Genomic DNA, 22,363 nt, shown 5'->3' on the forward strand with positions numbered 1-22,363 from the left:
ACAATCTCACGTAAACAGTTCGACGTCACCTTCAACCGGTACGTCCTTGAGTCGCGAACGATAGGACATTTCGCGGGTAATGACCGCACGCTCGACGTCTTTTTTCAGGAACAGCCGGATAACCTTGCCAAGACGGGGGAAGAAGTGGATACGACGGGGATAGGGACCGCCGAGATCCTCGGCGGCAAGGCGCAATCCTTCCTCCCCAAGATAGCGGCGAACAAAAACGGCGTTACGGTCGCCGACCGAAGCGCCGCCGCCGACCATGCCGGGGATAACGTTCCCGGCGCCGAAGACCTTGATCTCCAGCGCTTCGCGTCGCGCCCCCCGGCGTAAAAGATCGTTGATCAATTCTTCCATCGCGTGGTTGCCATAGCGCATCGCCTTATCGATCGGAGCGTACTCTGCTCCGCTGTCGGGCAACATGAAATGGTTCATCCCGCCGATTTTCATCCGGGGATCCCAGATACAGGCCGCGACGCACGATCCGAGAACGGTCACGATCATCTCTTGCCCCGCCGTCGAGACGTAATGTTCGCCGGGCAGAACCTTGACCGCCATGATCTTGAACGTGGGATCGAACCAGCGTCGGCGTTCGGCATCTTCCGCCTGGCTGCCCCAAACCTGTTCCTTCTCTTTCATTTGCGCCTGTAAACGGTCTTGTCGGACATCTCGAAACGATCGGTCAGGCCGATCAGCGATTCGGCATGCCCAAGGTACAGCATACCACCGGGGACCAGAACATCCGCGTAACGGTTGAACAGACGATGCTGGGTCGGCTTGTCGAAATAGATCGCGACGTTGCGGCAAAAAACAACGTCGAACAAGCCTTTCATCGGCCACGGCTCATGCAAATTCAGGCGACGGAACCGAATCAGACGGCGCAGATCGTCACTCATCTGCACCCGGTCGTGATCGCCATGGACCCGGCGGACATACCGTTTGCGGTAGGTTTCGGGAATGGTGGCTCCCTCCTCCGCCGAATATTGCCCGGCGGCACCACGGGCCAACATGTTGGTGTCGATGTCGGTGGCAAGGATCAGCGCATCCCAACCTTCGATAGGGCGCAGGGTCTCGGCAACGATCATCGCGATGGTATAGGGCTCCTGCCCCGAGGAGCAGCCCGCCGACCAGATCCGCAGACGGGACCGGCGCGGCATTTCGCCCGCGCGGGGGATCAGTACGCGGGTCCGCAAATGCTCGAAATGATGCGGTTCGCGGAAGAACTGGGTGATGTTGGTGGTCAGCGCATTGACCAGATTCTCGATCTCGGCATGGCCATCCGGCCCCTCGATCAGATCGCAATACTCGGTAAAACTGCGCATCCCAAGCGCCCGCAATCGCTTTACAAGACGGCCAGAGACCATCTGACGCTTGTGGTCAGTGACGACAATTCCGGTTTCACGAGTCAGAAAGGAGGCGAGATAGCGGAATTCGCGGTCGCCTAACTCGAATTCACGTCGGGGCGCGGACGATTCACCCACGGTCATGTCCCCACCCCCGGCAAGGGTCCGGCTGCGGGGGCAACCGGACCCGGTGCGGGATCTTAGCGTCAGAACTCTGCCCAATCCTCATCCGCACCCGTCTTTGCGGACGAGGTAGCGGTGGGCTTCGGCGGTTCGGGACGAAGAGTATGAGCCTTAGCAACATGCGAAGACGCCAGTTTGCGAATCACCGGCTTGGCGGCCGCCTTAGCTGCGGACTTGACCGGAGCACGGCTGACGACGCGAGCGGAGGCGACCGCTTCGCCCGTGTTAAAGAAGCCCATCACCTCGCCCAGATGGCGCGACTGCTCTTCCAGGGAATGAGCAGCGGCAGTGCTCTCCTCGACCAGAGCCGCGTTCTGCTGGGTCATCTCGTCCATCTGAGTGACGGCCTCGTTGACCTGATCGATACCGCTGGCCTGTTCGGCGCTGGCCGCCGCGATTTCAGCAACGATATCGGCAACCCGCTTGACCGAGCCAAGGATTTCTTCCAGCGTCCGACCCGCGCCCTTGACCAGATCGGCACCGTTGCGGACCTGGGACGAGCTTTCAGCAATCAGCCCCTTGATCTCCTTCGAAGCCTGAGCCGAGCGCTGGGCGAGATTGCGAACCTCCTGGGCCACGACGGCAAAGCCCTTGCCCGCGTCACCGGCCCGAGCCGCCTCGACAGCGGCATTCAAAGCCAACAGATTGGTCTGGAACGCAATCTCGTCGATCATGCCAACGATGTCTTCGATCTTCTGCGAGCTGGATTCGATCCGGGTCATTGCCCCGATCGCATCGGTCACCACCTGACCGCCCGAGGCCGCGACTTCACGGGCACCGGCGGCGAGTTGGTTGGCCTGCTGGGCGTTGGCCGAGTTCTGGCGAACAGTCGCGGCCAGTTCTTCCATCGAGGCGGCAGTTTCTTCCAGCGCGCTGGCCTGCTGCTCCGAGCGTTCGGACAGATCCTGGCTTCCAGCGGCGACTTCCGAGGCGGCACTGGTGATCTGGACGGCAGCTTCATTGATGTTGCTGACGACCTCGAACAACTTGTCGGCGGTGCGATTGACATCAACCTTCAGTTGACCGAACACCCCGGCGTAATCGCCATTGATCCGCCGGGTCAGGTCACCGTCGGCGACGGCGGAAAGCACGCCCGCCACGTCCTTCAGCGCGGTTCCGGTCAAGGCGATCAGGTTGTTGACGCCTTCGCACAGATTGAGCAGGAAGCCATCTTTGCCCAAGAGATCGATACGGCGGTCGAGATCGCCCGAACTGGCGGCCTTGGCAACATCGGCCACCTCGACGACAATTGCGGCCTCGCGTTTGCGCTGGGCCTCTTCCTGAGCGCGCCGGGATTCCTCGGCGGCCTTTTGCTCGGCCTCCATCCGCAATTTGTCGATGGCGTTCTGCTTGAAGACCTCGACGGCTTTGGCCATCTGCCCGATTTCGTCGTGATTGTCCAACGCCGGAATCGTGACGGTATTGTCTCCGTTAGCCAGCCGGGTCATCGCGCCGGTCATTGCCTGAACCGGGACAGTGATGCCGCGTGCAATCACCCAGGCAAAGACGATACCGAGAAAAACCGCCAGACTCGACACGAGAAGAAGAAGGGTGATGGAGGTGGCGTTGGCCGCTTCGGTTTCTTGGGCGACCTTGATCAGACGCCGGTCTAGATCGGTCGATAATTCGTTGGCCAGGGCCGCGAAGTCGGCCGCAAGCTTGGGCATAGCGACATTGATAATGTTCTGGGCTCTGGTGCCATCGGCGACGGTGTCGTTGAAGGATTTCAGATATTGCGTAGTCAGATCGACGATGCCGCGGGTCTGCCGAACAACCTCAGGGTTCTTGGCCTTGGCAGAGAAGGCACTCAACATCTGAGACACTTTTTCGATCTGTCGGGTCGCGGTGTTGGCGCTCTCCGGGCTAGGATCGATCATATATTTAGCAGCGGCCAGACGAGATTGCGCCCATTCGGCACGCAGATCGGCCAGATCCGACGTCAATTCCGTTTCGTGAGCGGCGCGCAGAGTATCGATCAACCGGCCCAATTCGTCAAACCCGGCCGCGCCGTTACGACTCATCACGGCGACGTTCGCATCGCGCGTGATGGTGAATTCCTTCATCTTCTCGGTCGCGACTTGATAGTCCTGAGCCAGCCGGATCATTCGAGCCGTGGTTTCACGCCGCGTTTCGGTGACGAAAACACCCTGGGCGACCTTCAGAGCCTCGATCAGCGCGATGTTGCCATCGTGAACAGGGATGAAATCGCTCTCGTCCCCCGATTTCTCATAAGCTCGCACCAGCCGCCGTAAATTCGCGACGTCGGTCTCGATCTTCAGAATGCTCTGGGCCTGTCCGGCCAGGCGGGCATATTCGCGGCTTCGACCGACAGCTCCGTCCAAGCTCTGCCACCCGGTGACGCCCAGGACGCACAGCAGGGCCAGAACAAGGATGAAGCCTGCGAAGATACGGCTTCCGATCTTGAAGTTGGCCATCCAGGTGATCATCGCTCACTCCATTATCTGGTCGCATCGGGCGCGGCCGGTCGTGATTGGTCGGGCGGAGGATCAGGCCGCCGCGACGCCGTCGGTCAAATCCAAATCGTCGAACGCAAAAACATGGTCGAGATCGAGCAGGGCAACCATTCGCCCATCGACGGTAACCAAGCCGGTCAAAAAGCCGATATCCGAACGCTCGATCTGCGGCGGCGGCTGAATTTCATCGGCAGAGACGGCCAGGATGTCGGCAACGGCATCGACCAGGATACCCGCCACCCGGCTGCCCACCGCGACGACAATGATGACATGGCGGGGGCTGGTGGCGGTAACGCCTCGGCCAAAGCGGGCCCGCAGATCGAGAATCGGAACGATCGCGCCGCGCAGATTGATGACACCACGGATATAGGCCGGAGTGTTGGGCAATTCAGTGCTTGCCGTCCATCCCTTGATCTCGCGGATCGCCATGATATCGACGCCGTATTCCTCGTCGCCAATCGTGAACGAGATGAATTGTCTGATGCTGCTTTCCGACACGCTGCTCTCCGACACATCACCCTCCCCTTTGCGCCGTAGCGCTATTCCGCCGCCACGGTGGCGTCGTGGCTGAGACGCTCGCCCATGATTCGGAGCGCCCCAGCATCCAGGATCAGCGCCACTCGCCCATCGCCCAGGATGGTGGCGGCCGAGACACCCTCGACCGGATGAAAATTGGAATCCAGACTTTTGATGACGACCTGCTGCTGCCCGAGCAATTCGTCAACCAGCAGACCGATACGGTCGCCGCCCTCGGTCTCGACCACAACGGCCAGGGCACGGGTAGGATCGGTGATCGCGCCTTTGATCCCGAACAATTCGTACAGCCGGACCAGTCGGATATAATCGCCGCGCAACGTCAGCACATCGCCGACATTGACCAGGGTTCGGGTCTGCTGAGGCGTCGGGCGCAACGACTCGACGATGTTGGTGAGCGGCAGGACATAGCGCTCGCCGCCGACCGCGACCAACATTCCATCCATCACCGCAAGGGTCAACGGCAGAGACAGCACAAAGCGTGCGCCTAGGCCGGGGGTGTTCTGCACCACCACGCGCCCGCCGACATCCTGGATATTCTTGCGAACGACATCCATGCCGACACCACGGCCGGAAACGTCGGAAACCTGATCCGCAGTCGAGAAGCCTGGGGCAAAGATCAGCTGATCGATCTGCTCATCCGATAATTGGGCGGTGCGATCGATCAGTCCGCGCTCGACCGCCTTGTCGAACACCCGCTTGCGATTGATGCCACGCCCATCGTCTGAAATCTCGATGATAATTCGGCCCGAGCGGTGGGCGGCACCAAGATGGATCGTCCCCTCGGCCGGTTTTCCGGCGGCAAGGCGCTCTTCCGGCGGCTCCAGCCCGTGATCGAGCGAATTGCGAATCAGGTGAGTCAACGGATCGGATAATTGCTCGATCACCGTCTTATCAACTTCGGTGTTCTCGCCGCTCATCACCAGCCGGGCCTGCTTGCCCAGTTTCAGCGACAGATCGCGGACCAGACGGGGAGCGCGCGAGAACAGCGCCTTGACCGGCTGGGCGCGAATCGCCATCACGCTTTCCTGAAGCTCGCGGGTATGGTGCGATAGTTCCTGCAATCCCTGGATCAATTCGGGATGGGACTCGACGGAAAATCCCGTCGTCTGCTGGCCCAGCATCGCCTGAGTGATCACCAGTTCGCCGACCATGTTGACCAGACGGTCGATCCGGTCGAGATCGACCCGAATCGAGGCCGTGTGAATCCCGCTGCCGCCACTGCCGCCGACGCTGGCGCCGGTGGATGCATTGGTCCCGGATCGGATCGGGGCGGACAGGGGCGGATGCGGATCGGCACGGGCAACAGCCGGAGCGGGCAAAACCGGAACCGATGGAACCGCCGCGACGGGAGCAGGTGCGGGATCTGGAGCGGGTTCGGAAAGCGGCAGGAACAGCCCCCACCCCTCGCCTTCCCCATCGACATCAAGACCGATCTGCGTGATCAGCACGTCGGCGGTATCGCCGGCGACGAACTCGAACACCTCCTCGATCTCGGCCCGCTCCCGGTCGGTAATCAACGATATGGTCCAGGACAGGTATGTGTCGCGAGGATTGATCTCGGTCAAACCGGGAAGACGCGACAGGTCGGCGACAACCTCGATCTCGCCCAGTGCGGCCAGTTCGCGGAACAACAATTGCGGATCGTTGCCGGTCAGCAACAGACCCGCGGCAGGCAACAGGCGGATATTCCACAGAATAGGCGCGTTGACGACCGGAGCGGCACCAGACGGAACCGGCACGGCGGAGGGTGGTTCCGGTTCTTCGATTAGAATCCGTTCCAGTGCGGCGGTAACGTCGGCACCGTGATCGGCAGGCAAAGCCACCTCTTCCTGGGCGGCACGAACGAAATCGCCCAGCGTGTCGGTACCGCGAACAAGAAGATCGGCGACATGCGGCGTCAGGGCAACCCGGCCCGAGCGCAGCGCGTCCATCGAGGTCTCGAACACATGGGCGAAGCGGACCAGATCCTCGAAGGCGAAGGCTCCGGCACCGCCCTTGATCGAGTGGACACAGCGAAAGACGGCGTTGAGATCTTCAAGATCGCCCTCGCCCAGTTGCAGCCGCGCAATCGTCTCCTCGGCGGCGGCAAGAAGCTCGGCGCATTCCTCGAAATAGGTCGCCTTGAACCGCGACAGGTCGTAGGGCTGATCCTCGCTCACGCACGCCTCTCCCGTTCGAGCCGCTAGGGGCAGACTTTCGCCACGATCTGTAACAACTTTTCAGGACTGAACGGCTTAACGATCCACCCAGTAGCACCGGCGGAACGACCGGCATCCTTTTTCGCCTGCTCGCTTTCGGTGGTCAGGATCAAAATCGGCGTCCCGGCATGGGCAGGCAATCCGCGCAGTTTGCGGACCAGGGTGATCCCATCCATCTCGGGCATGTTGACGTCGGTGATGATGACATCAACCTTTTGCCCCTGAATGGTACGCAGAGCGGCAACACCGTTTTCGGCTTCGAGCACAGTGTAACCGGCCCCTCGCAACGTGAACGAAACCATATCGCGCATCGTCTTCGAATCATCGACTGCCAGAACGCACTTACCCATTCCGCTCTCCCAGATCTCAGATCAGTTTTTGTAATTCGTCGTCGAGACCCAGCCGCCCGAACGCTTCGACAACCGGGGCGGCTGGACTGTCCAGAATCAATCGACGGGCGGAACCAGCAAAGCCCGGCGCGGCGGCCAGGATGACCTGGATCGCAGCGGTTGACAGCCGGGCAACTCGGTCGGCCTTGATGGCAACATCGATTCCGTTGCTCTGCCCAAGCGCATCGAGAAGGGTGTCACGCAACTCTCCCGCTGCAAGCAGATCGACGATTTCTGGCAATTCGATTTCTAGCCGGCCTTGAGACTCTTTGGTTTCCATGGCGCGGTTGCCAACTTCCCAGTGGACCAAACTGTGATAATACGTCAAATTCCAGACTTAAGTAAGAGCCGAACCGCCCAGGCGCATGAATGCCCAAAATAACAACTCAGGCCGGTCCATGGAACATGACGGTGTTCGCTTTCGATCAAAGCGATCCCGAAAACCCACTTGGACAGCTCAAGGACGAAGACTTACGGAGAATCCCCTACGGAGCGGCCGAATTGAACGCCGAGGGACGTGTCGTATCTTATAACGACACAGAACCGGAAGAAAACGACGACGGCAAGATTTCGCCCATTGGGAGAAATTTCTTCGGCGAGGTGGCGCGCTGGGCCGGGAACCCGATCATCGTCGAGGAATTCCGTAAAGGCGTCAGCAGCGGCGCGCTCAACGTCGTGTTCGACTGCGCCAACGCCCGCCTCTCCTACAAAGTACGGGTGCACTTCAAGGTCAGCCCGATCCTCGGCACCTACTGGGTCTTCATCAAGCGTCTGCGCCGGGCTTAGCGGTTTCGTTCCCTCCACGGAACAAGGTGACCAACTGCCGCGCCGCCGCGCCGGGAGGGACGCGACCCGTGGCGACCGCCTGCTCCATCTCCGGCAACAGGGCCGCAACGCGGGAATCGTCGCGCAGGCTCTGCAACAGCGTTTCCGACACCTCGTTCCACATCCAGGCGCGGGCCTGCGCCTCGCGGCGGGCGGCCAGAGCACCATTGGCCCCCAGCGCGTCACGATGTTCGCGAACAGTGTTCCAAACGGAATCGATCCCGGTGCGGGTCAGTGCGGAACAGGTCAGCACCGGCACCCGCCAGCCGGTCGCGGCGGGAGCGAGCAGATGCAGGGCATTACCGTAATCGCGCGCCGCCCGCGCCGCTGCGGTGGCAAGATCGCCATCGGCTTTGTTGACGATGATCGCATCGGCCAGTTCGACGATCCCTTTTTTAATTCCCTGCAACTCGTCGCCGCCGCCCGGCACCAGCAACAGCAGGAACATATCGACCATATCGGCCACCGCCGTCTCGCTTTGACCGACACCGACGGTCTCGACGACGATCACGTCGAAGCCTGCCGCCTCGCACACCAGCATCGCTTCTCGGGTGCGCCGCGCCACACCGCCCAAAGTGCAGCCCGACGGGCTGGGGCGGATAAAGGCGCGGGGGTCACGCGACAAGTCTTCCATCCGGGTCTTGTCGCCCAGGATGGAACCGCCAGAGCGCGGACTGGACGGATCGACCGCCAACACCGCCGGACGCCCTCCCTGAGCCAGAACATGAAGGCCGAAGCTTTCGATGAAGGTGCTCTTCCCCGCACCGGGAACGCCGGTGATGCCAACCCGCACCGCGCCGCCGGTATGGGGCAGCAATTCGTGCAACAGCGCCTCGGCGCTTGCACGATGGTCGGGACGGGTGGATTCGATCAGGGTGATGGCGCGGGCCAGAGCGCGGCGCTCACCGGCACGGACGGAACGGGCCAGGGCAATGGGGTCGAGTGAAGGCAGGGTCACGGGCAGTCTATTTCCGGGTCTTGGGATCGGGCGGCGGCTCGGTCCCCTGGTTCAAGAAAGTCAGGATCGCCATTGATACCAGTTTGGCGCGATCCTCGTCGGACAGAGTGTCCAAAATCTTGCGCTTGGCGCGATGAATTTCAGCCGCCTCGCGCAGCAGCTTGGCGCGGGCGGCAGCGGCTTGGACAGCGGGTTTCGCCTTAGGAACCGAGGCCTGAGCGCGCACGGAAATCTTGGCGCGGGAAAGATTTTCGCGCGCCTTGCCGTCCAGGAACAGAGCTTGCAGCCAACCGAACATCGTCAGACACTACCCCGGAATCCCCTCCGCTGTCATCGACGAGGGATACCGTCGAACGATAACGGTGATTGAGCGGGGGGCCGAGGTTGGCTACAGTCCGGGCCAGCGGGCGGCTGGTGGAGACTTTCCGCCAGGGTGTCCGCTTTTCTTCGCTTCGGGCGCACCGATAATGGATATGAACCTGCTTCACCATCCCCAACTGATTTCCCTACGCCGCTGGTGGCTGGGTCAAGGTGGCAGCGAGGGGCTGCCTTCGGCGGCGGATCTCAGCCCCGCCATGCTGCGGCCTTGGCTCGACAATCTGGTCGTGGTCGATATCGACCCGGCGGGCGAGCCGCGCTATGCCTATTACGGTGCCAATTTAGCCGCCGCCTTTGGCACCGACATGGTCGGCCATTCGATCGATCAGCTGCCCAAAGCCCAGCGCGCCATCCTGGCCCGCGAATACGACACGGTGCGGCGCGACTCGACCACTCTGGTCCGCCGCTACACCGCTGATTTCGACGGGCAAACCCAAACCTGGGAACGCCTGCTTCTCCCCTTCTTCGACGGCGACGGCGCAGTCGAGAAGATCATTGTCGCCGTCTACCGCCTGGAATGACATGAGCCCCGTCAAAGACGACACCATGACCGCCGCCGATTTCAACTTTTGGTGCGCGGTCAACAGCAAGCCGTTCCGACTGATGCGTCACCGCTGGCCCGATGGGTCGGTTGAGTGGGACGTCGAGGTCTTCCCCGGACGGCCCGAGGCGACCGTCGCTTATGGCACCGGCCAAACCGACGAAACGCCCGCCGCCGCCGCCGCCTTTGCCTTCGCCGCCGGAGTCGAATGGGGCGAAAGCTTTGCCCGCCCGGCTGGAGCCGAAACTTGGGATGAGGACGACAGCGAGGAGCCGGGACCGGTCGTCCCGTTGCCCCTCAGCGTGCGCCCCACCCCCGCCGCCCCACCCCCGCCCATCGCCGACAGCATTGAGGCCGACGACGAACCGGACGTGGCGGACGAACACGACATAGACGTGGACGACGACGAGGACGCACCGCCACGCCGCCAGGGCTATACTCAGCCCTCGATTCAGCTCTTGCAGCCGCCGCCGCCGCGCAATCGGGTCGAAGAGGACGAGGAATCCCTGGCCGGAAACGCCCGGACGCTTGAAACCGTCCTGCGCAATTTCAAGGTGCGGGGCGAGATCATGGAGGTCCGCCAGGGACCCGTGGTAACGCTCTACGAGTTCGAGCCGCTGCCCGGCACCAAATCCTCGACGGTTATCAATCTCGCCGACGACATCGCCCGCTCGATGAGCACGATCACAACCCGCATCGCGATCGTACCGGGGCGGAGCGTGATCGGCATCGAGATGCCCAATCCGATCCGCGAGACTGTCTACCTGCGTGAAATTCTGGAAAGCCCGGCTTTCCTCCAGCACAGCGGGCGGCTGCCGCTGGCGCTCGGTAAGGATATCGCGGGCGAACCAGTCGTCGCCGATCTGGCCCGGATGCCGCATCTGCTGATCGCGGGAACCACCGGGTCGGGCAAATCGGTTGGTATCAATGCGATGATCCTGTCGCTGCTGTACCGCTTCCGCCCCGACGAATGCCGCCTGATCATGGTCGATCCCAAGATGCTGGAACTGTCGGTTTATGACGGCATCCCGCATCTACTGACCCCGGTGGTCACCGACCCGGACAAGGCGGTTCGGGTGCTGAAATGGGCCGTGCGCGAGATGGAAGCGCGCTATCGCGCCATGGCGCTGCTCGCCGTCCGCAATATCGACGGCTACAATGCCCGGTTGGGCGAGTTGGCTGTGTCGGGGCAAAAGGTCACCCATCGGGTTCAGGTCGGCTTTGACCGCGCCTCCCGCGAGCCGGTGTTCGAGGAACAGCCGATCGACCTGAAGCCGTTGCCGCACATCGTCGTGCTGGTTGACGAGATGGCCGACCTGATGATGGTGGCGGGTCGCGATCTGGAAGTGGCGATACAGCGCCTGGCTCAGATGGCTCGCGCCGCGGGCATTCACCTGATCATGGCAACCCAGCGTCCTTCGGTTGATGTCATCACCGGCACGATCAAGGCCAACTTCCCCACCCGAATTTCGTTCCAGGTCACCTCGCGAATCGACAGCCGCACCATCCTGGGCGAATCCGGGGCCGAGCAATTGGTCGGACAAGGCGACATGTTGTTCATGTCGGGAGGCGGCCGGGTGTCGCGCATCCACGGCCCGTTCGTCTCGGACACCGAGGTTGAGCAGGTGGTGGCTCATCTGAAGGCCCAGGGCGAACCGGATTACCTCGGCTCGATTACCGACGACGACGATGACGACGACCTGCGCGGCTCCGGTGACGAGGGCGGCGGCATCGGCAGCGGCGACGATCTGTACGATCAGGCGGTGGCGCTGGTAACGCGCGAGCGCAAGGTCTCGATCAGCTTCATCCAGCGTCAGCTTCAGATCGGCTACAATCGCTCTGCCCGGCTGGTCGAACGGATGGAGACCGAAGGTGTCGTGTCACCCTCCAATCATCAGGGCAAGCGCGAGGTGCTGGGGCGCAACGGAGGGAACTGATCCGGTCGCCTTCTTCTCTGGAAAACACCTGCCTCCAGATGGTGGGACGATCTCTCCACACGAGAGTGACGGCGATTCCGCATCGCCGGTCGGGGGGATCGTCCCATGCTTTGGATGCATGGGCCGGACGGGGCCGACGGGTGTACCGTGCGCATCGGACATCGGCGGTCCGGGGCCGGGGCCGTCACGGACCGGAGGGGAAAGATGAACTACGAGACGATCATCAACAATTTCCACGATTCCCTGTTCGCCCGGACGGGACGCAGCGGCGGCAGTCTGGGCTGGCGGTCGAAGGAATCGCAGCAAGCACGCTTCGACGCGGTATTGTCACAGGGAAACCTGGACGGCAAAACGGTACTGGATGTCGGCTGCGGCTTTGGCGATCTGGCCGAAGCGTTGCGGCTCAAAGCACCGACCGCCCTTTATACCGGCTATGACATCAACCCCCAATTCATCGATGTATGCCGCTCCAATGCCCCAGAGCGGGCTTTTGAGTTGCGTAATATCCTCACCCACCCGCCCGAGACGCCGTTCGACGTGATTGTTTCGGTCGGCCCGATCAATATCGAGCTTGGGCACAACGAAGAATTAGTGCGTTCAATGCTGCGGGCGATGTATAAATCATGCACTCAGCATTGCGTAATGAGTCTGGCCAGTAGCGAATACAGGGGAACAGACCGGGGCTTCCACTATTACGATCCAGTTGAAATCCTTGATTTCGCGCTATCATTGACCAAGAGCGTCGTTCTGAAGCACGATTACCTTCCTCACGATTTCAGCATATTCATGTTTCGCTAAACTGGCCCCTGCACTCCGTTCCCGTTCAGGCAACGGGGTGAGAGGACGTTTGCAACCGCGTCCGGGACCGCTATAGTCCGGCATCGTTTCGTTCGAATGGGTTTTCTCCCGAGGAGTAGTGAAGATGTTCGCCTCGCCAGCCTTCGCCCAAGCCGCCGCCAGCTCCGCTGCCACCGGCACCATGGGCATCCTGGAACAGTTCCTGCCTCTGGTTCTGATCTTCGTGGTGTTCTACCTGCTGCTGATCCGTCCGCAGCAGAAGCGGATGAAGCAGCACAAGGAAATGTTGAACCAGTTGCGCCGGGGCGACCGGGTGGTGACTGCGGGCGGCATCATCGGCACCGTCAACAAGCTGGTCAACGATTCCGAAGTCGTCGTCGAGATCGCCGATGGCGTCCGTGTCCGCGTCCTGCGCGCCACCATCACCGAGGTGCTGGGCAAGAGCGAGCCGGTCGCTGGCGAAAAGGCCGAGGCCGAAAAGCCGACCGAGAAGTGATCTTCCCGCCTCTTCACACGACAACCTTTCGAGTACGGGCCGGGACATGAGCTATTTCCCAAAATGGAAGATCGTTGTGGTGGTTCTGGTGGGGCTGCTTGGCTTCACCTTTGCCGCCCCCAATCTGTTGTCCCGCGAACATGCCGATCGGTTGCCGTCGTGGTTGCAGCCGGTCAGTCTCGGCCTCGACCTCCAGGGCGGCTCATACCTGCTGCTGGAGGTCGATACCGGCTATGTCGTCCGCGAGCAGATTTCCGGGCTGGTCGAATCGATCCGCACCACGCTGCGCAAGGAAAAGATCAAATATTCCGACCTGGGCGTTCGCGGTGACACCGTTAGCGTCCGCATCCTCGATGTCGAGGACCGCGAGCGGGCCGGAACGCTGCTGCGCAAAATCGATATCTCTGCCGATCTGGAGACCAAGGAAGACGGTCTGGTCCAACTGCGCTATTCCGAGCAGGCGATCCACAAGCGCAAGCTGTCTGCTGTCGAGCAGTCTCTTGAGATCGTGCGGCGGCGTATCGATCAACTCGGTACTCGCGAACCGTCGATCCAGCGTCAGGGCGAGGACCGCATCGTCGTCCAGCTCCCCGGCGTAAAGGACCCCGACCATATCAAGTCGCTGCTGGGCAAGACCGCCAAGCTCACCTTCCACCTGCTCGACGACAGCGTTTCCGCCGAAGAAGCGGCCCGAGGACGGGTACCGCCCGGTTCGATGGTGCTGCCCGGAGCCGAACACGACCGCGGTCAGCCCGAACAATACGTTGTGCGCAAGCGGGTCGAGGTCGGCGGCGACATGCTGACCGATTCCAGCGCGACCTATTCCGAAGGCCGCCCGGTCGTCAGCTTCCGCTTCAATGCGGCCGGGGCGAAGAAATTCGGCGATGCCACCCGCGATAATGCCGGGCATTTCCTCGCCATCGTTCTCGACGAGAAGGTCATCAGCGCGCCGAGGATCAACGAGCCGATCCTGGGCGGGTCGGGGATCATCTCGGGCAGCTTCACCCTGCAACAGGTGCAGGATCTATCGATGCTGCTGCGGGCGGGCGCGTTGCCGGCACCGTTGCAGGTGCTGGAGGAGCGGACCGTCGGTCCCGATCTCGGCGCCGATTCGATCCGCGCCGGTGCAATCGCCTGCATCATCGGCCTAATCCTCGTCGTCATCACGATGCTGGTGGTCTATGGCTCGCTCGGCATGCTGGCCGATCTGGCGATGGTGTTCAATCTGGTGCTGCTGCTGGCGGCTCTGTCAGCCTTGGGCGCGACCCTCACCCTGCCCGGTATCGCCGGTGTCGTCCTGACGATGGGCATGGCCGTTGACGCCAACGTGCTGATCTACGAGCGCATGCGCGAGGAACAGCGCAATGGCCGCACTCTGATGTCGGCATTGCAGGCAGGCTATGACCGCGCCTTCGGCACCATCTTCGATGCGCACGTTACCACCCTGGTCGCGGCGGCTCTGCTGTTCCAGTTCGGCTCCGGCCCGGTGCGCGGTTTTGCCGTCACCCTGTCGCTGGGCCTTCTGGCATCGCTGTTCACCGCCGTGTTGGTCAACCGGATGCTGGTGGTGTGGTGGGTGCGTTGGCGCAAGATGAAGACTCTGCCGCTGGCCTGAACCTTTGGTGAAACCATGGCCGCCGCAACCGGCGGCCATCAAGGCGGCGGCCCCGCATGCGGACAGAGCGCAAAGGCCGAAGGCGCCGTGAATTAGGACCGACCCATGCAACTGATCGATCGTTTCCTGCCGCACGGCACCAATTTTGACTTTATCCGCTATCGGCTTATCGCCTTTGGCATCACGGCTGTTCTGATCCTCGGCTCGATCACCGTGATCGTCGTGAAGGGCTTTAATTTCGGTATCGATTTTGCTGGCGGCATCCTGATCGAGGCCCAGGCGGTCGAGGGCAAGGCCGACCTTCACACGATGCGCACCAGCCTCGCTACGCTCAATCTCGGCGAGGTCAGCCTTCAGGAGTTCGGCACCACCGGCCGCGACGTGATGATCCGCATCCAGCGTCAGGACGGCGGAGAGAAGGCGCAGATGGATGCGCTGGGCAAGGTCAAGGACAGCCTCGGCACCGGCTATACCTATCGCCGGGTCGAAATCGTCGGACCAAAGGTCGGCGACGAACTGGTTCGCGACGGCATCCTGGCGGTCGTGTTATCGCTGGCGGCGATCGCCGTCTACGTCTGGTTCCGCTTCGAATGGCAGTTCGGGGTGGGGGCGCTGGTCTCGACCTTCCACGACGTCATCACCACATTCGGCCTGTTTGCCTTGACCGGGCTTGAGTTCAACCTCACCACGGTGGCGGCGATTCTAACTATCGCCGGTTATTCGGTAAACGACACCGTAGTCGAGTACGACCGTGTGCGCGAGAACCTGCGCAAGTACAAGACCATGCCGATCTACGACCTGCTTAACCTGTCGGTAAACGAGACGCTGGCCCGGACCATCCTGACGGTGACAACCGTGTTCGTCACTGTTCTGGCGCTGTTGTTCTTCGGCGGAGAAGTGTTGCGCGGCTTTGCCATCGCGATGTTGTGGGGGCTGATCATCGGCACCTATTCTTCGATCTATGTCGCGATGCCGATGCTGATCTACTTCAACCTGCGCAACGGCAAAGACCGCGAGAAAGACGCCGACCCGACGGCGACGCAGCGGCCCTAACCTTTATCGCCACGGCCGGGCTTATTGCCCGGCCGACTTTACCCCTGCGCCGTCTCCCGCAAGGCGGCGGCAAGAGCGGCAAGCGGCCCACTCCAATCGCCAGGCACAGTTTGACGGAACAGCCGGGCTGTCGGGTACCAAGGGCTGTCGTCGCGGTCAAGCCAACGCCAGCACCCATCGAAGCGGGACAGAATCCACACCGGCTTTCCCATCGCCCCGACCAGATGGACCACCGACGTATCGACGCTGATCACCAGATCGAGATGCGATACCAAAGCGGCGGTTTCGGCAAAATCATCGATCTCGTCCATCCAGTCGAACACGCTCAACCCGTCGGGCGGGGCCTTAGCCTGCGCTGCCGGGGCGCCCTTTTGCAGGCTGATGAGGGTAATTCCGGGGATATCCGCCAACACGCCGAACTGAGCCAGCGACAGGCTACGGCGGCGATCGACCCGGTTGGCAGCGCGGTCATCGGGGCGAGGATCACCCGCCCAGACCAGACCGACTTTCAGCCCCTTGATCCCGGCCAATCGTTCGCCCCAAGACCGCGCCGCCTCGGGATCGACGCCCAGATAAGAAATCGGTGCCGGAATGGTGGCGATCTCGGTGCCGAATCGCAACGGCGCACTCAGCAGCGGCAGGTGATAATCGGCGGTTACCGCCTCCCCCATCGGCACCACCTCTGCCACGCCGGGAACCGAGCGCATCAAGCGGAGCAGAGGACGTTGAACCGCCAACACGACCCGCGCGCCCTGAGCCGCCGCCAGATGAGCATAACGGGCGAAGTGCAGCGTATCGCCTAGTCCCTGTTCGCCATAAAGCAGCAGCGTCTTCCCATCCAGCGGCTCGCCGTGCCATTCCGGCCGGGTCGTGTTGAGATCGGGGAAGCCGAAGAGACGCCGCCTCCATTCGTACTCAGCCCAGCCCTCGGCCAACCGACCCGTGCGGAGAAGAACCGCCGCCAGATTGAAGTGAGCGATCACATCGTCGGGATTGAGCGAGAGCGCCACCCGGAAGCTGCCCTCTGCGGCCTGCAACTCACCGGAATTATAGAGTGCGATGCCGAAATGGGTGTGAAACCCTGGTCCTTTGGGATCAAGCCGAAGTGCCTCGGCGTGAAACGCAATCGATTCACCCCACCGCCCCAAATCGCAGGCGATTTCCCCCATCGCGTCATATGCGGCGGCATAATCGGGCCGCAGGCCGATGGCGAGACGGAGCGCCTCAATCGCCGCGTCGGTTCGTCCGATCTGATGAAGCGCCCGCCCAAAACCCAAATGCGCCTCGGGGAGACTTGGCACCAACGCGATAGCGGCGTGGAACGACTCGGCGGCGTCCCCCCATCGACCGAGATCGAGCAGGGTATTGCCCAGATTGACATGCGGTTCGACCGCATCGGGCTTCAGCGCAAGAGCACGGCGATAGCTCGATGCGGCCTCGTCACGCCGCCCCAAACGACGCAAGGCCGCGCCCTGGGCACCATGCGCCTCGGCGCGAGCCGGATCGACAGTTAATGCGACGCCGAGGGTTTCGAGGGCGGCTTCGGCTCGCCCGGTTTCGGTCAAGAGCTGCCCCAGCATGACAAGGGTTTCGACATGGTGGGGCTTCGATTTCAAGATCGTTCGGTATTGACGTTCGGCCTTGGCCAACTGCCCGGCCCGGTGGGAGCGGATCGCTGCGTCAAACGCCACCATGATCGACACTGCCGCCATATCAATGTCCTGTTTGCACGTCCCGGCAGGACGTGTTCATAAAAAAAGGGGCGGCCGAAGCCGCCCCCAATTCTTGGTCCGTCAGCTGGTTTAGCCGAACAGACGCATAACCGCCTGGTTGGCCTGCGAAGCCAGGGACAGCGACTGGATGCCCAGCTGCTGACGGGTTTGCAGGGCCAGCATGTTCGCGCTTTCCTCGTTCATATCGGCCAGGGTCAGATTGTCCGAGCCGGTCTTGAGGGTCGCAATCATGTTGTTGGTGAAGTCCTGACGATTCTGCACCGAGGTCAGGTTCTGACCCAGCACAGCCGAGTTCTCACGCAGGGTCGTTTGCGCGAGCGTCAGCTGGGACAACGAGGACTGGATGGTGTTCGCATCTTTCCAGTTGCCAGTCGCCGCAGTGAGCCCCAGACCCTTGGAGGTCAGATCGGTAGCCTTAACCACCAGCTTGTTAGCATTGAACGCCGCTTCGTTGAACGTCACCGTGAGCGGGTTGTTGCCGGTGCTGCTGATCAGATTGATGCCCTTATAGCTCGCATCCTGAACCTGCTGGTCGAGGAGCTTGCTGAGGTCATCAAACTGCTTGATGTAGGTCGCCGACACACCGGAACCGCTCAGGCTGGACTGGCCTGGCGCGATGCTCGGGGGCAGGGACAGCTTTCCAGCGGCATTACCACTGAAGGTGACCGTCTTACCCGAGCTGCTGGTGATGTTCAGCTGACCCGTGGTGTTATCCAGCGTGGCGGTGATGCCACTGATCTGGCCCAAGGCGCTCATCAAACCGGAAACATTCGACACCACGGTCGCGGTCTGCGCCCCCGCAGCAGTGGTGGCGATATCGTTCAGGGTGATTGCAGTGGTAACGCCATCGATCGTGACGTTCAACTGATCGCCCTTGGCGATACGAGACTGCCCAGCGGGAGCCTGAAGGCTGGTCAGAGCCGTGGTCGGCAAATTGGCCGCAACCACCTTGCCATAGCCCTGAACGATCGTCTGGCTGACGCTGGAGTTCGCATTGATGGTGGTGGTCGCGGCACCCAGGATACCACTGGCCGTACCGCTCACCGTCACGGCGGTCGAGTTATTATTGACAACCTTCAGAGCGCCGGTTGAGTCCAACGAAGCCGAGACGCCGCTGATGGTGTTGATCGCATCCAAGACGTCCTGAACGGTCGTCTTGTCGGTGATGTTGATGCTCTTGGTCGTTCCACCGCCGACCGCGATGCTGAGGTAACTCCCAGGAGCCGTATTGCCGTTGCCAGCGTTGGTCAACAACTTGCCCGCAGTGCTTTCACGCAACTGAGAAACAAGGGTCGAGCCGGTGGCAGGCGCCTGATTGGTGTAATCGAGGCTACCGACAAGAGAACCGGCCTGGACGCTGGTCTGGGCGGCCGTGGTGGTCAGGCCAAGGGCGCTGGCCAAATTGCCGGAAATCGTCAGACCGGCGGGGTTCGCGTCAACAGTTATCTTACCGGCCGTGGTCACACCGATATCGGTGACAGCCCCAAGGGTGTTCATCCAGGTGGCGAGTTCTGCCGCCGTGGTACCGCCGCCATTGCCTTTGACGGCATTGTTGGTCGCACTGGCACCAACGGTAAAGGTATAGGTGGCACCGGTGCCAACCTGAACCGTCATGGAATCGCCATTGAGGATGCCCAACGACGTGGTGGTGGTACCTGCCACCAAGGAGGTCAGGCCGTAATTCACGGCGGTGGCAGCCGTCAAAGCGACACCGGCCGAGGCAGCGGACCCCAGCGGATTATAGGCAACGATATTGGTGCCGTCGGCATTGCCGGCGGTGGTGATGGACTGGGCCGCCGAGTTGGCGATCGACTTCATCTGCTCAATGGTCTTCTGAGCGGTGGTGATGCCCTGGCTGGCGGTGGTCAGAGCCTGAATCGCTTGGCCCATGCCGTCAAGCAACGCACTAAGATCGCTCGCCCGTTGGGTCAGGGACTGAGCGGCAAAATAGTTGGTCGGATTGTCGAGAGCGCTATTGACCTTTTTACCGGTCGAGAGACGGCCCTGAATCGTCGTCATCAGCGATGCGGTACCCTGCAACGAGTACAGATTGGAACGCATTGCGGATGTAAGGGTGACGTCAGCCATGGGGTTCTCCTAATTCTAGAGACTTTATGTCATTTTCAATGACAACTGTAACCCTACGCCCCCCACCTCCTGAACGCAACCCTTTTTCGCCGACCGGACTAAGACTTTAGTCCTGGTACCGTCGGGACCGATCACCGCTGCGCTCCTGCGCCGGACGGGGGAGGCAAAAAACAAAACCCTCCCCCACCAGCGTGGGAGAGGGTTCTAAAAACTACTCAGTCAAGGCTTGCGCCCCGATCGGCAAGATCAGGCGACGTCAGACCCCGGCCCGACCAGTTCGGCTTCTTGAGCCTCGGACGATTCACCATCGCCTTCGTAGCCTTCTTCGCCTTCGTCACCAGCCTGATCCTCGGCCGGAGTCGGCAAAGCCTGACGCGGGCGGCCGTTATTCTGGTTCTGGGTGTTGATCAGCCGAAAATAGTGCTCGGCATGCTGGTAATAATTCTCGGCGGCAACGCGGTCGCCCTGGGAAGAGGCATCGCGGGCCAGCGCCAGATACTTTTCCAGCACCTGATGGGCGTTGCCGCGAATGCGGCCATCCGGGCCGTTGCTGTCGAACACGTGGTTACGACCGGGAACACCGCCGCCACCACCGCCACCGCTGCTGTGCTTCTTGCCCCCATTGGGACCACGGCCGCGAGAGCGTTGCTTGGGATTCACGGGACCTGTCTTAATATTCATCATGAGTCTGTCACATCCATTCCGCCGACGTCTCGGTCAGGCCAGTCCGCATCCGTACGAGGGGGCGGCTATGGGGGAGTTCACCACGCCCGGTCGAGGAGGGAGCCCAATGGGTTCTACGCGATCCCTCGACACCGCTGGCGCGTGTGGGCGTCACCCTAGTCGGGGAGAAACGTCTTTCCAACAACTTTTTTTAAGATTCCGGGGCGAAAGCCACGACGCAGCGCTCAATTCCCCCGAGATCGCACCGCAGCATTTCCAGACGCAGCCCGGCAGCGGTCATCAGCGCCGCCACCGCCCCGGCCTGCCCCTGCCCCACCTCCACCGCCGTCACCCCCCCCGGCACCAGCAAACGGGCGATATCCGGGATCAGACGACGATAGCATTCCAACCCGTCCGCCCCGCCTGACAGAGCCGACCGTGGCTCGAACCGGGCGACTTCGGGGGCCAGACCGTCGATTTCGGCCTCGGGAATATAAGGCGGGTTCGAGACGATCACGTCGAAGCGCCCACCGATCCCCTGCCCCCAATCGCCCAGGCGGAACTGGGCACGGGGCGCCAGACCGTTGGTTTCCGCATTCGCCGTCGCCACCGCCAACGCCGCCGGACTGGCATCAATGCCAAGTCCAATCGCGGCGGGCAATTCCGACAACAGCGCGAGCAGGATGCATCCGCTGCCCGTACCGAAATCGAGCAACCGCAGGGGCCGCTTCCGATTCGGCAACACCGCCAGCACCGCCTCGACCAGAGTTTCGGTATCAGGGCGAGGATCGAGCGTGTCGGCGGTCACCGCCAGATCAAGCGTCCAGAAGCCACGCCGCCCCAGAATATGAGACATCGGCTCGCGGCCCTCACGCCGAACCAGCAGCGCCTCGAACCTCGCCGCCGCCTCGGGTGGCAGGTCTTCACTCCCGCGCAAGGCAACCATCGGCGCGGCCAGCCCGGTCACCTCGGCCAGCAACAGACGGGCATCGAACAAAGCGGTATCGATCCCGGCCCGACTCAGCCGCAGCCGTCCCTCGCTCAAAGCTTGACCCAAACTGGGCATTACTGCATCTCGGCCAGACGCTCGGCCTGATCGGTGGCAATCAAGGCCTCGACCACCTCGTCAAGCGCATCGCCCGCCATCACGGCGTCGATCTTGTACAGCGTCAGATTAATGCGGTGGTCGGTCACCCGGCCTTGAGGGAAGTTATAGGTGCGAATCCGTTCCGAACGATCGCCCGAGCCGACCTGACTTTTACGGTTGGCGGCGCGTTCCGCGTCCAATGCCGACCGCTGGCGCTCGTACAGACGCGAGCGCAACAGGGTCATCGCGGTCGCCTTGTTCTTGTGCTGGCTTTTTTCCTGCTGACAGGCGACGGCCAACCCGGTCGGAATATGAGTGACCCGAACCGCCGAATCGGTGGTGTTGACGCTCTGACCGCCCGAACCCTGCGAGCGGTAGACATCGACGCGCAGATCTTTCTCGTCGATTTGAATATCGACCTCTTCGGCCTCGGGCAGCACCGCGACAGTAGCGGCCGAGGTGTGAATCCGCCCCGACGCCTCGGTCGCAGGAACGCGCTGGACCCGGTGGGCCCCGGATTCGAACTTCAAACGCGCAAAGACGCCACGCCCGGTAATCTTGGCGCTGGCCTCACGCACACCGCCGATCCCGGTATCGTTGGCGTCAAGCACCTCGAAGCGCCAGCCCTTCAAGCCAGAATAACGCTCGTACATCCGAAACAATTCGGCGGCAAACAAAGCCGCCTCGTCGCCGCCGGTACCGGCGCGGACTTCCAGGATTGCGTTCTTCTCGTCCGCTTCGTCCTTGGGCAGCAGCATGATCTGCACCGCCCGTTCCAGGTCGGGCAGCCGCTCTTTCAGCGCGAAGAATTCCTCTTCGGCCATCGCCCGCATGTCGGGATCGGCGCTGGCGTCCTGCATCATCACCGCGGCCTCGGCCATCTCGTCGCGGCTCTTGCGGAAGGTGACGATCGCCTCGACCACCGGATCGAGATCGGACAGTTCTTTGGACAGCCGGGGAATCTGAGCGGAATCGAGTCCCTCGCCGCTGGAAAGCTGCGCCCGCAATTCGTCGTGGCGATAAAGAACTTTATCGAGGTGGGTTTCGAGAATCATATATCGGAA

21 protein-coding genes are annotated in these 22,363 nt (G+C 61.9%); 7 read left to right on the top strand and 14 right to left on the bottom strand.

Annotated features, from left to right (window positions below):
- Positions 1-6: 6 nt before the first annotated feature.
- The 7 genes from cheD to PHAMO_RS05840 all read right to left on the bottom strand — a co-directional run bounded on the left by cheD (position 7) and on the right by PHAMO_RS05840 (position 7,407).
- Positions 7-642: a chemoreceptor glutamine deamidase CheD gene (gene cheD, locus PHAMO_RS19310; RefSeq protein ID WP_002727357.1), complete on the bottom strand. Its 636-nt coding sequence runs from the start codon at positions 640-642 to the stop codon at positions 7-9.
- Complete coding sequence (locus tag PHAMO_RS05815; protein ID WP_002727369.1) at positions 639-1,490, bottom strand: CheR family methyltransferase; 852 nt, start codon at positions 1,488-1,490, stop codon at positions 639-641. Before PHAMO_RS05815 ends, cheD begins: the two co-directional genes overlap by 4 nt.
- 62 nt (positions 1,491-1,552) lie before the next feature.
- On the bottom strand, positions 1,553-3,976 hold the full coding sequence (locus PHAMO_RS20285) for a methyl-accepting chemotaxis protein (protein ID WP_002727370.1): 2,424 nt from the start codon (positions 3,974-3,976) through the stop codon (positions 1,553-1,555).
- A gap of 60 nt (positions 3,977-4,036) precedes the next feature.
- Complete coding sequence (locus tag PHAMO_RS05825; protein ID WP_002727372.1) at positions 4,037-4,516, bottom strand: chemotaxis protein CheW; 480 nt, start codon at positions 4,514-4,516, stop codon at positions 4,037-4,039.
- 26 nt (positions 4,517-4,542) lie between these two features.
- Positions 4,543-6,699 carry a chemotaxis protein CheA gene (locus tag PHAMO_RS05830; RefSeq protein WP_002727374.1) on the bottom strand — a complete coding sequence of 719 codons (2,157 nt, stop codon included), beginning with the start codon at positions 6,697-6,699 and terminating at the stop codon, positions 4,543-4,545.
- 23 nt (positions 6,700-6,722) lie between these two features.
- Entirely contained in the window at positions 6,723-7,088 is a 366-nt protein-coding gene (locus PHAMO_RS05835; RefSeq protein ID WP_002727376.1) for a response regulator, read from the bottom strand.
- A 16-nt stretch (positions 7,089-7,104) separates the two neighbouring features.
- Positions 7,105-7,407 (bottom strand): STAS domain-containing protein, encoded by a 303-nt coding sequence (locus PHAMO_RS05840; RefSeq protein WP_002727378.1) that lies wholly within the window; start codon positions 7,405-7,407, stop codon positions 7,105-7,107.
- A gap of 125 nt (positions 7,408-7,532) precedes the next feature.
- On the opposite strand from PHAMO_RS05840, the gene PHAMO_RS05845 reads away from it, so the two are divergent.
- A complete protein-coding gene (locus PHAMO_RS05845; RefSeq protein WP_040566216.1) occupies positions 7,533-7,913 on the top strand; it encodes a hypothetical protein in 381 nt (126 codons plus the stop codon).
- Here PHAMO_RS05845 and meaB read toward each other — a convergent pair.
- Positions 7,891-8,910 carry a methylmalonyl Co-A mutase-associated GTPase MeaB gene (meaB, locus tag PHAMO_RS05850; protein WP_002727382.1) on the bottom strand — a complete coding sequence of 340 codons (1,020 nt, stop codon included), beginning with the start codon at positions 8,908-8,910 and terminating at the stop codon, positions 7,891-7,893. The genes PHAMO_RS05845 and meaB overlap by 23 nt on opposite strands.
- A 7-nt stretch (positions 8,911-8,917) precedes the next feature.
- Positions 8,918-9,208, bottom strand: coding sequence for a hypothetical protein (locus PHAMO_RS05855; RefSeq protein WP_002727383.1), 291 nt, complete (start codon positions 9,206-9,208; stop codon positions 8,918-8,920).
- 175 nt (positions 9,209-9,383) lie between these two features.
- On the opposite strand from PHAMO_RS05855, the gene PHAMO_RS05860 reads away from it, so the two are divergent.
- The 6 genes from PHAMO_RS05860 (at position 9,384) to secF (ending at position 15,728) form a co-directional block, all read left to right on the top strand.
- Entirely contained in the window at positions 9,384-9,809 is a 426-nt protein-coding gene (locus PHAMO_RS05860) for a PAS domain-containing protein (protein ID WP_040566217.1), read from the top strand.
- Position 9,810: 1 nt separating this feature from the next.
- Positions 9,811-11,766 carry a DNA translocase FtsK gene (locus PHAMO_RS05865; RefSeq protein WP_002727387.1) on the top strand — a complete coding sequence of 652 codons (1,956 nt, stop codon included), beginning with the start codon at positions 9,811-9,813 and terminating at the stop codon, positions 11,764-11,766.
- Between the two features lie 204 nt (positions 11,767-11,970).
- A complete protein-coding gene (locus PHAMO_RS18375; RefSeq protein ID WP_002727389.1) occupies positions 11,971-12,564 on the top strand; it encodes a class I SAM-dependent methyltransferase in 594 nt (197 codons plus the stop codon).
- Positions 12,565-12,688: 124 nt separating this feature from the next.
- Positions 12,689-13,060 carry a preprotein translocase subunit YajC gene (yajC, locus tag PHAMO_RS05875; RefSeq protein WP_002727391.1) on the top strand — a complete coding sequence of 124 codons (372 nt, stop codon included), beginning with the start codon at positions 12,689-12,691 and terminating at the stop codon, positions 13,058-13,060.
- A 46-nt stretch (positions 13,061-13,106) separates the two neighbouring features.
- On the top strand, positions 13,107-14,675 hold the full coding sequence (secD, locus tag PHAMO_RS05880) for a protein translocase subunit SecD (RefSeq protein WP_002727392.1): 1,569 nt from the start codon (positions 13,107-13,109) through the stop codon (positions 14,673-14,675).
- A gap of 105 nt (positions 14,676-14,780) precedes the next feature.
- Positions 14,781-15,728, top strand: coding sequence for a protein translocase subunit SecF (gene secF, locus PHAMO_RS05885; RefSeq protein ID WP_002727393.1), 948 nt, complete (start codon positions 14,781-14,783; stop codon positions 15,726-15,728).
- Positions 15,729-15,766: 38 nt separating this feature from the next.
- Here secF and PHAMO_RS05890 read toward each other — a convergent pair whose 3' ends face one another.
- From PHAMO_RS05890 to prfA, 5 genes are all read right to left on the bottom strand, one after another.
- Complete coding sequence (locus tag PHAMO_RS05890) at positions 15,767-17,440, bottom strand: tetratricopeptide repeat protein (protein ID WP_002727394.1); 1,674 nt, start codon at positions 17,438-17,440, stop codon at positions 15,767-15,769.
- Positions 17,441-17,530: 90 nt separating this feature from the next.
- Complete coding sequence (locus PHAMO_RS05895; protein ID WP_002727395.1) at positions 17,531-19,549, bottom strand: flagellin N-terminal helical domain-containing protein; 2,019 nt, start codon at positions 19,547-19,549, stop codon at positions 17,531-17,533.
- 246 nt (positions 19,550-19,795) lie between these two features.
- The gene (locus PHAMO_RS05900) at positions 19,796-20,233 is read right to left on the bottom strand and encodes a DUF4167 domain-containing protein (RefSeq protein WP_002727396.1); all 438 of its coding nucleotides are present in this window, start codon (positions 20,231-20,233) and stop codon (positions 19,796-19,798) included.
- Positions 20,234-20,423: 190 nt separating this feature from the next.
- Complete coding sequence (gene prmC, locus PHAMO_RS05905; RefSeq protein ID WP_002727397.1) at positions 20,424-21,278, bottom strand: peptide chain release factor N(5)-glutamine methyltransferase; 855 nt, start codon at positions 21,276-21,278, stop codon at positions 20,424-20,426.
- A complete protein-coding gene (gene prfA, locus PHAMO_RS05910; protein WP_002727398.1) occupies positions 21,278-22,354 on the bottom strand; it encodes a peptide chain release factor 1 in 1,077 nt (358 codons plus the stop codon). Before prfA ends, prmC begins: the two co-directional genes overlap by 1 nt.
- Positions 22,355-22,363: the final 9 nt, after the last annotated feature.

The organism is Magnetospirillum molischianum DSM 120, assembly GCF_000294655.1.
GTDB classification, from domain to species: domain Bacteria; phylum Pseudomonadota; class Alphaproteobacteria; order Rhodospirillales; family Magnetospirillaceae; genus Phaeospirillum; species Phaeospirillum molischianum.

What these genes read in the sequence shown, in the direction of transcription:
- cheD (WP_002727357.1), bottom strand. Translation starts at nt 642, where the DNA reads ATGAAAGAGAAGGAACAGGTTTGGGGCAGCCAGGCGGAAGATGCCGAA.
- PHAMO_RS05815 (WP_002727369.1), bottom strand. Translation starts at nt 1,490, where the DNA reads ATGACCGTGGGTGAATCGTCCGCGCCCCGACGTGAATTCGAGTTAGGC.
- PHAMO_RS20285 (WP_002727370.1), bottom strand. Translation starts at nt 3,976, where the DNA reads ATGATCACCTGGATGGCCAACTTCAAGATCGGAAGCCGTATCTTCGCA.
- PHAMO_RS05835 (WP_002727376.1), bottom strand. Translation starts at nt 7,088, where the DNA reads ATGGGTAAGTGCGTTCTGGCAGTCGATGATTCGAAGACGATGCGCGAT.
- PHAMO_RS05840 (WP_002727378.1), bottom strand. Translation starts at nt 7,407, where the DNA reads ATGGAAACCAAAGAGTCTCAAGGCCGGCTAGAAATCGAATTGCCAGAA.
- PHAMO_RS05845 (WP_040566216.1), top strand. Translation starts at nt 7,533, where the DNA reads ATGACGGTGTTCGCTTTCGATCAAAGCGATCCCGAAAACCCACTTGGA.
- PHAMO_RS05855 (WP_002727383.1), bottom strand. Translation starts at nt 9,208, where the DNA reads ATGTTCGGTTGGCTGCAAGCTCTGTTCCTGGACGGCAAGGCGCGCGAA.
- PHAMO_RS05860 (WP_040566217.1), top strand. Translation starts at nt 9,384, where the DNA reads ATGAACCTGCTTCACCATCCCCAACTGATTTCCCTACGCCGCTGGTGG.
- PHAMO_RS05865 (WP_002727387.1), top strand. Translation starts at nt 9,811, where the DNA reads ATGAGCCCCGTCAAAGACGACACCATGACCGCCGCCGATTTCAACTTT.
- PHAMO_RS18375 (WP_002727389.1), top strand. Translation starts at nt 11,971, where the DNA reads ATGAACTACGAGACGATCATCAACAATTTCCACGATTCCCTGTTCGCC.
- yajC (WP_002727391.1), top strand. Translation starts at nt 12,689, where the DNA reads ATGTTCGCCTCGCCAGCCTTCGCCCAAGCCGCCGCCAGCTCCGCTGCC.
- secD (WP_002727392.1), top strand. Translation starts at nt 13,107, where the DNA reads ATGAGCTATTTCCCAAAATGGAAGATCGTTGTGGTGGTTCTGGTGGGG.
- secF (WP_002727393.1), top strand. Translation starts at nt 14,781, where the DNA reads ATGCAACTGATCGATCGTTTCCTGCCGCACGGCACCAATTTTGACTTT.
- PHAMO_RS05890 (WP_002727394.1), bottom strand. Translation starts at nt 17,440, where the DNA reads ATGGCGGCAGTGTCGATCATGGTGGCGTTTGACGCAGCGATCCGCTCC.
- PHAMO_RS05895 (WP_002727395.1), bottom strand. Translation starts at nt 19,549, where the DNA reads ATGGCTGACGTCACCCTTACATCCGCAATGCGTTCCAATCTGTACTCG.
- PHAMO_RS05900 (WP_002727396.1), bottom strand. Translation starts at nt 20,233, where the DNA reads ATGATGAATATTAAGACAGGTCCCGTGAATCCCAAGCAACGCTCTCGC.
- prmC (WP_002727397.1), bottom strand. Translation starts at nt 21,278, where the DNA reads ATGCCCAGTTTGGGTCAAGCTTTGAGCGAGGGACGGCTGCGGCTGAGT.
- prfA (WP_002727398.1), bottom strand. Translation starts at nt 22,354, where the DNA reads ATGATTCTCGAAACCCACCTCGATAAAGTTCTTTATCGCCACGACGAA.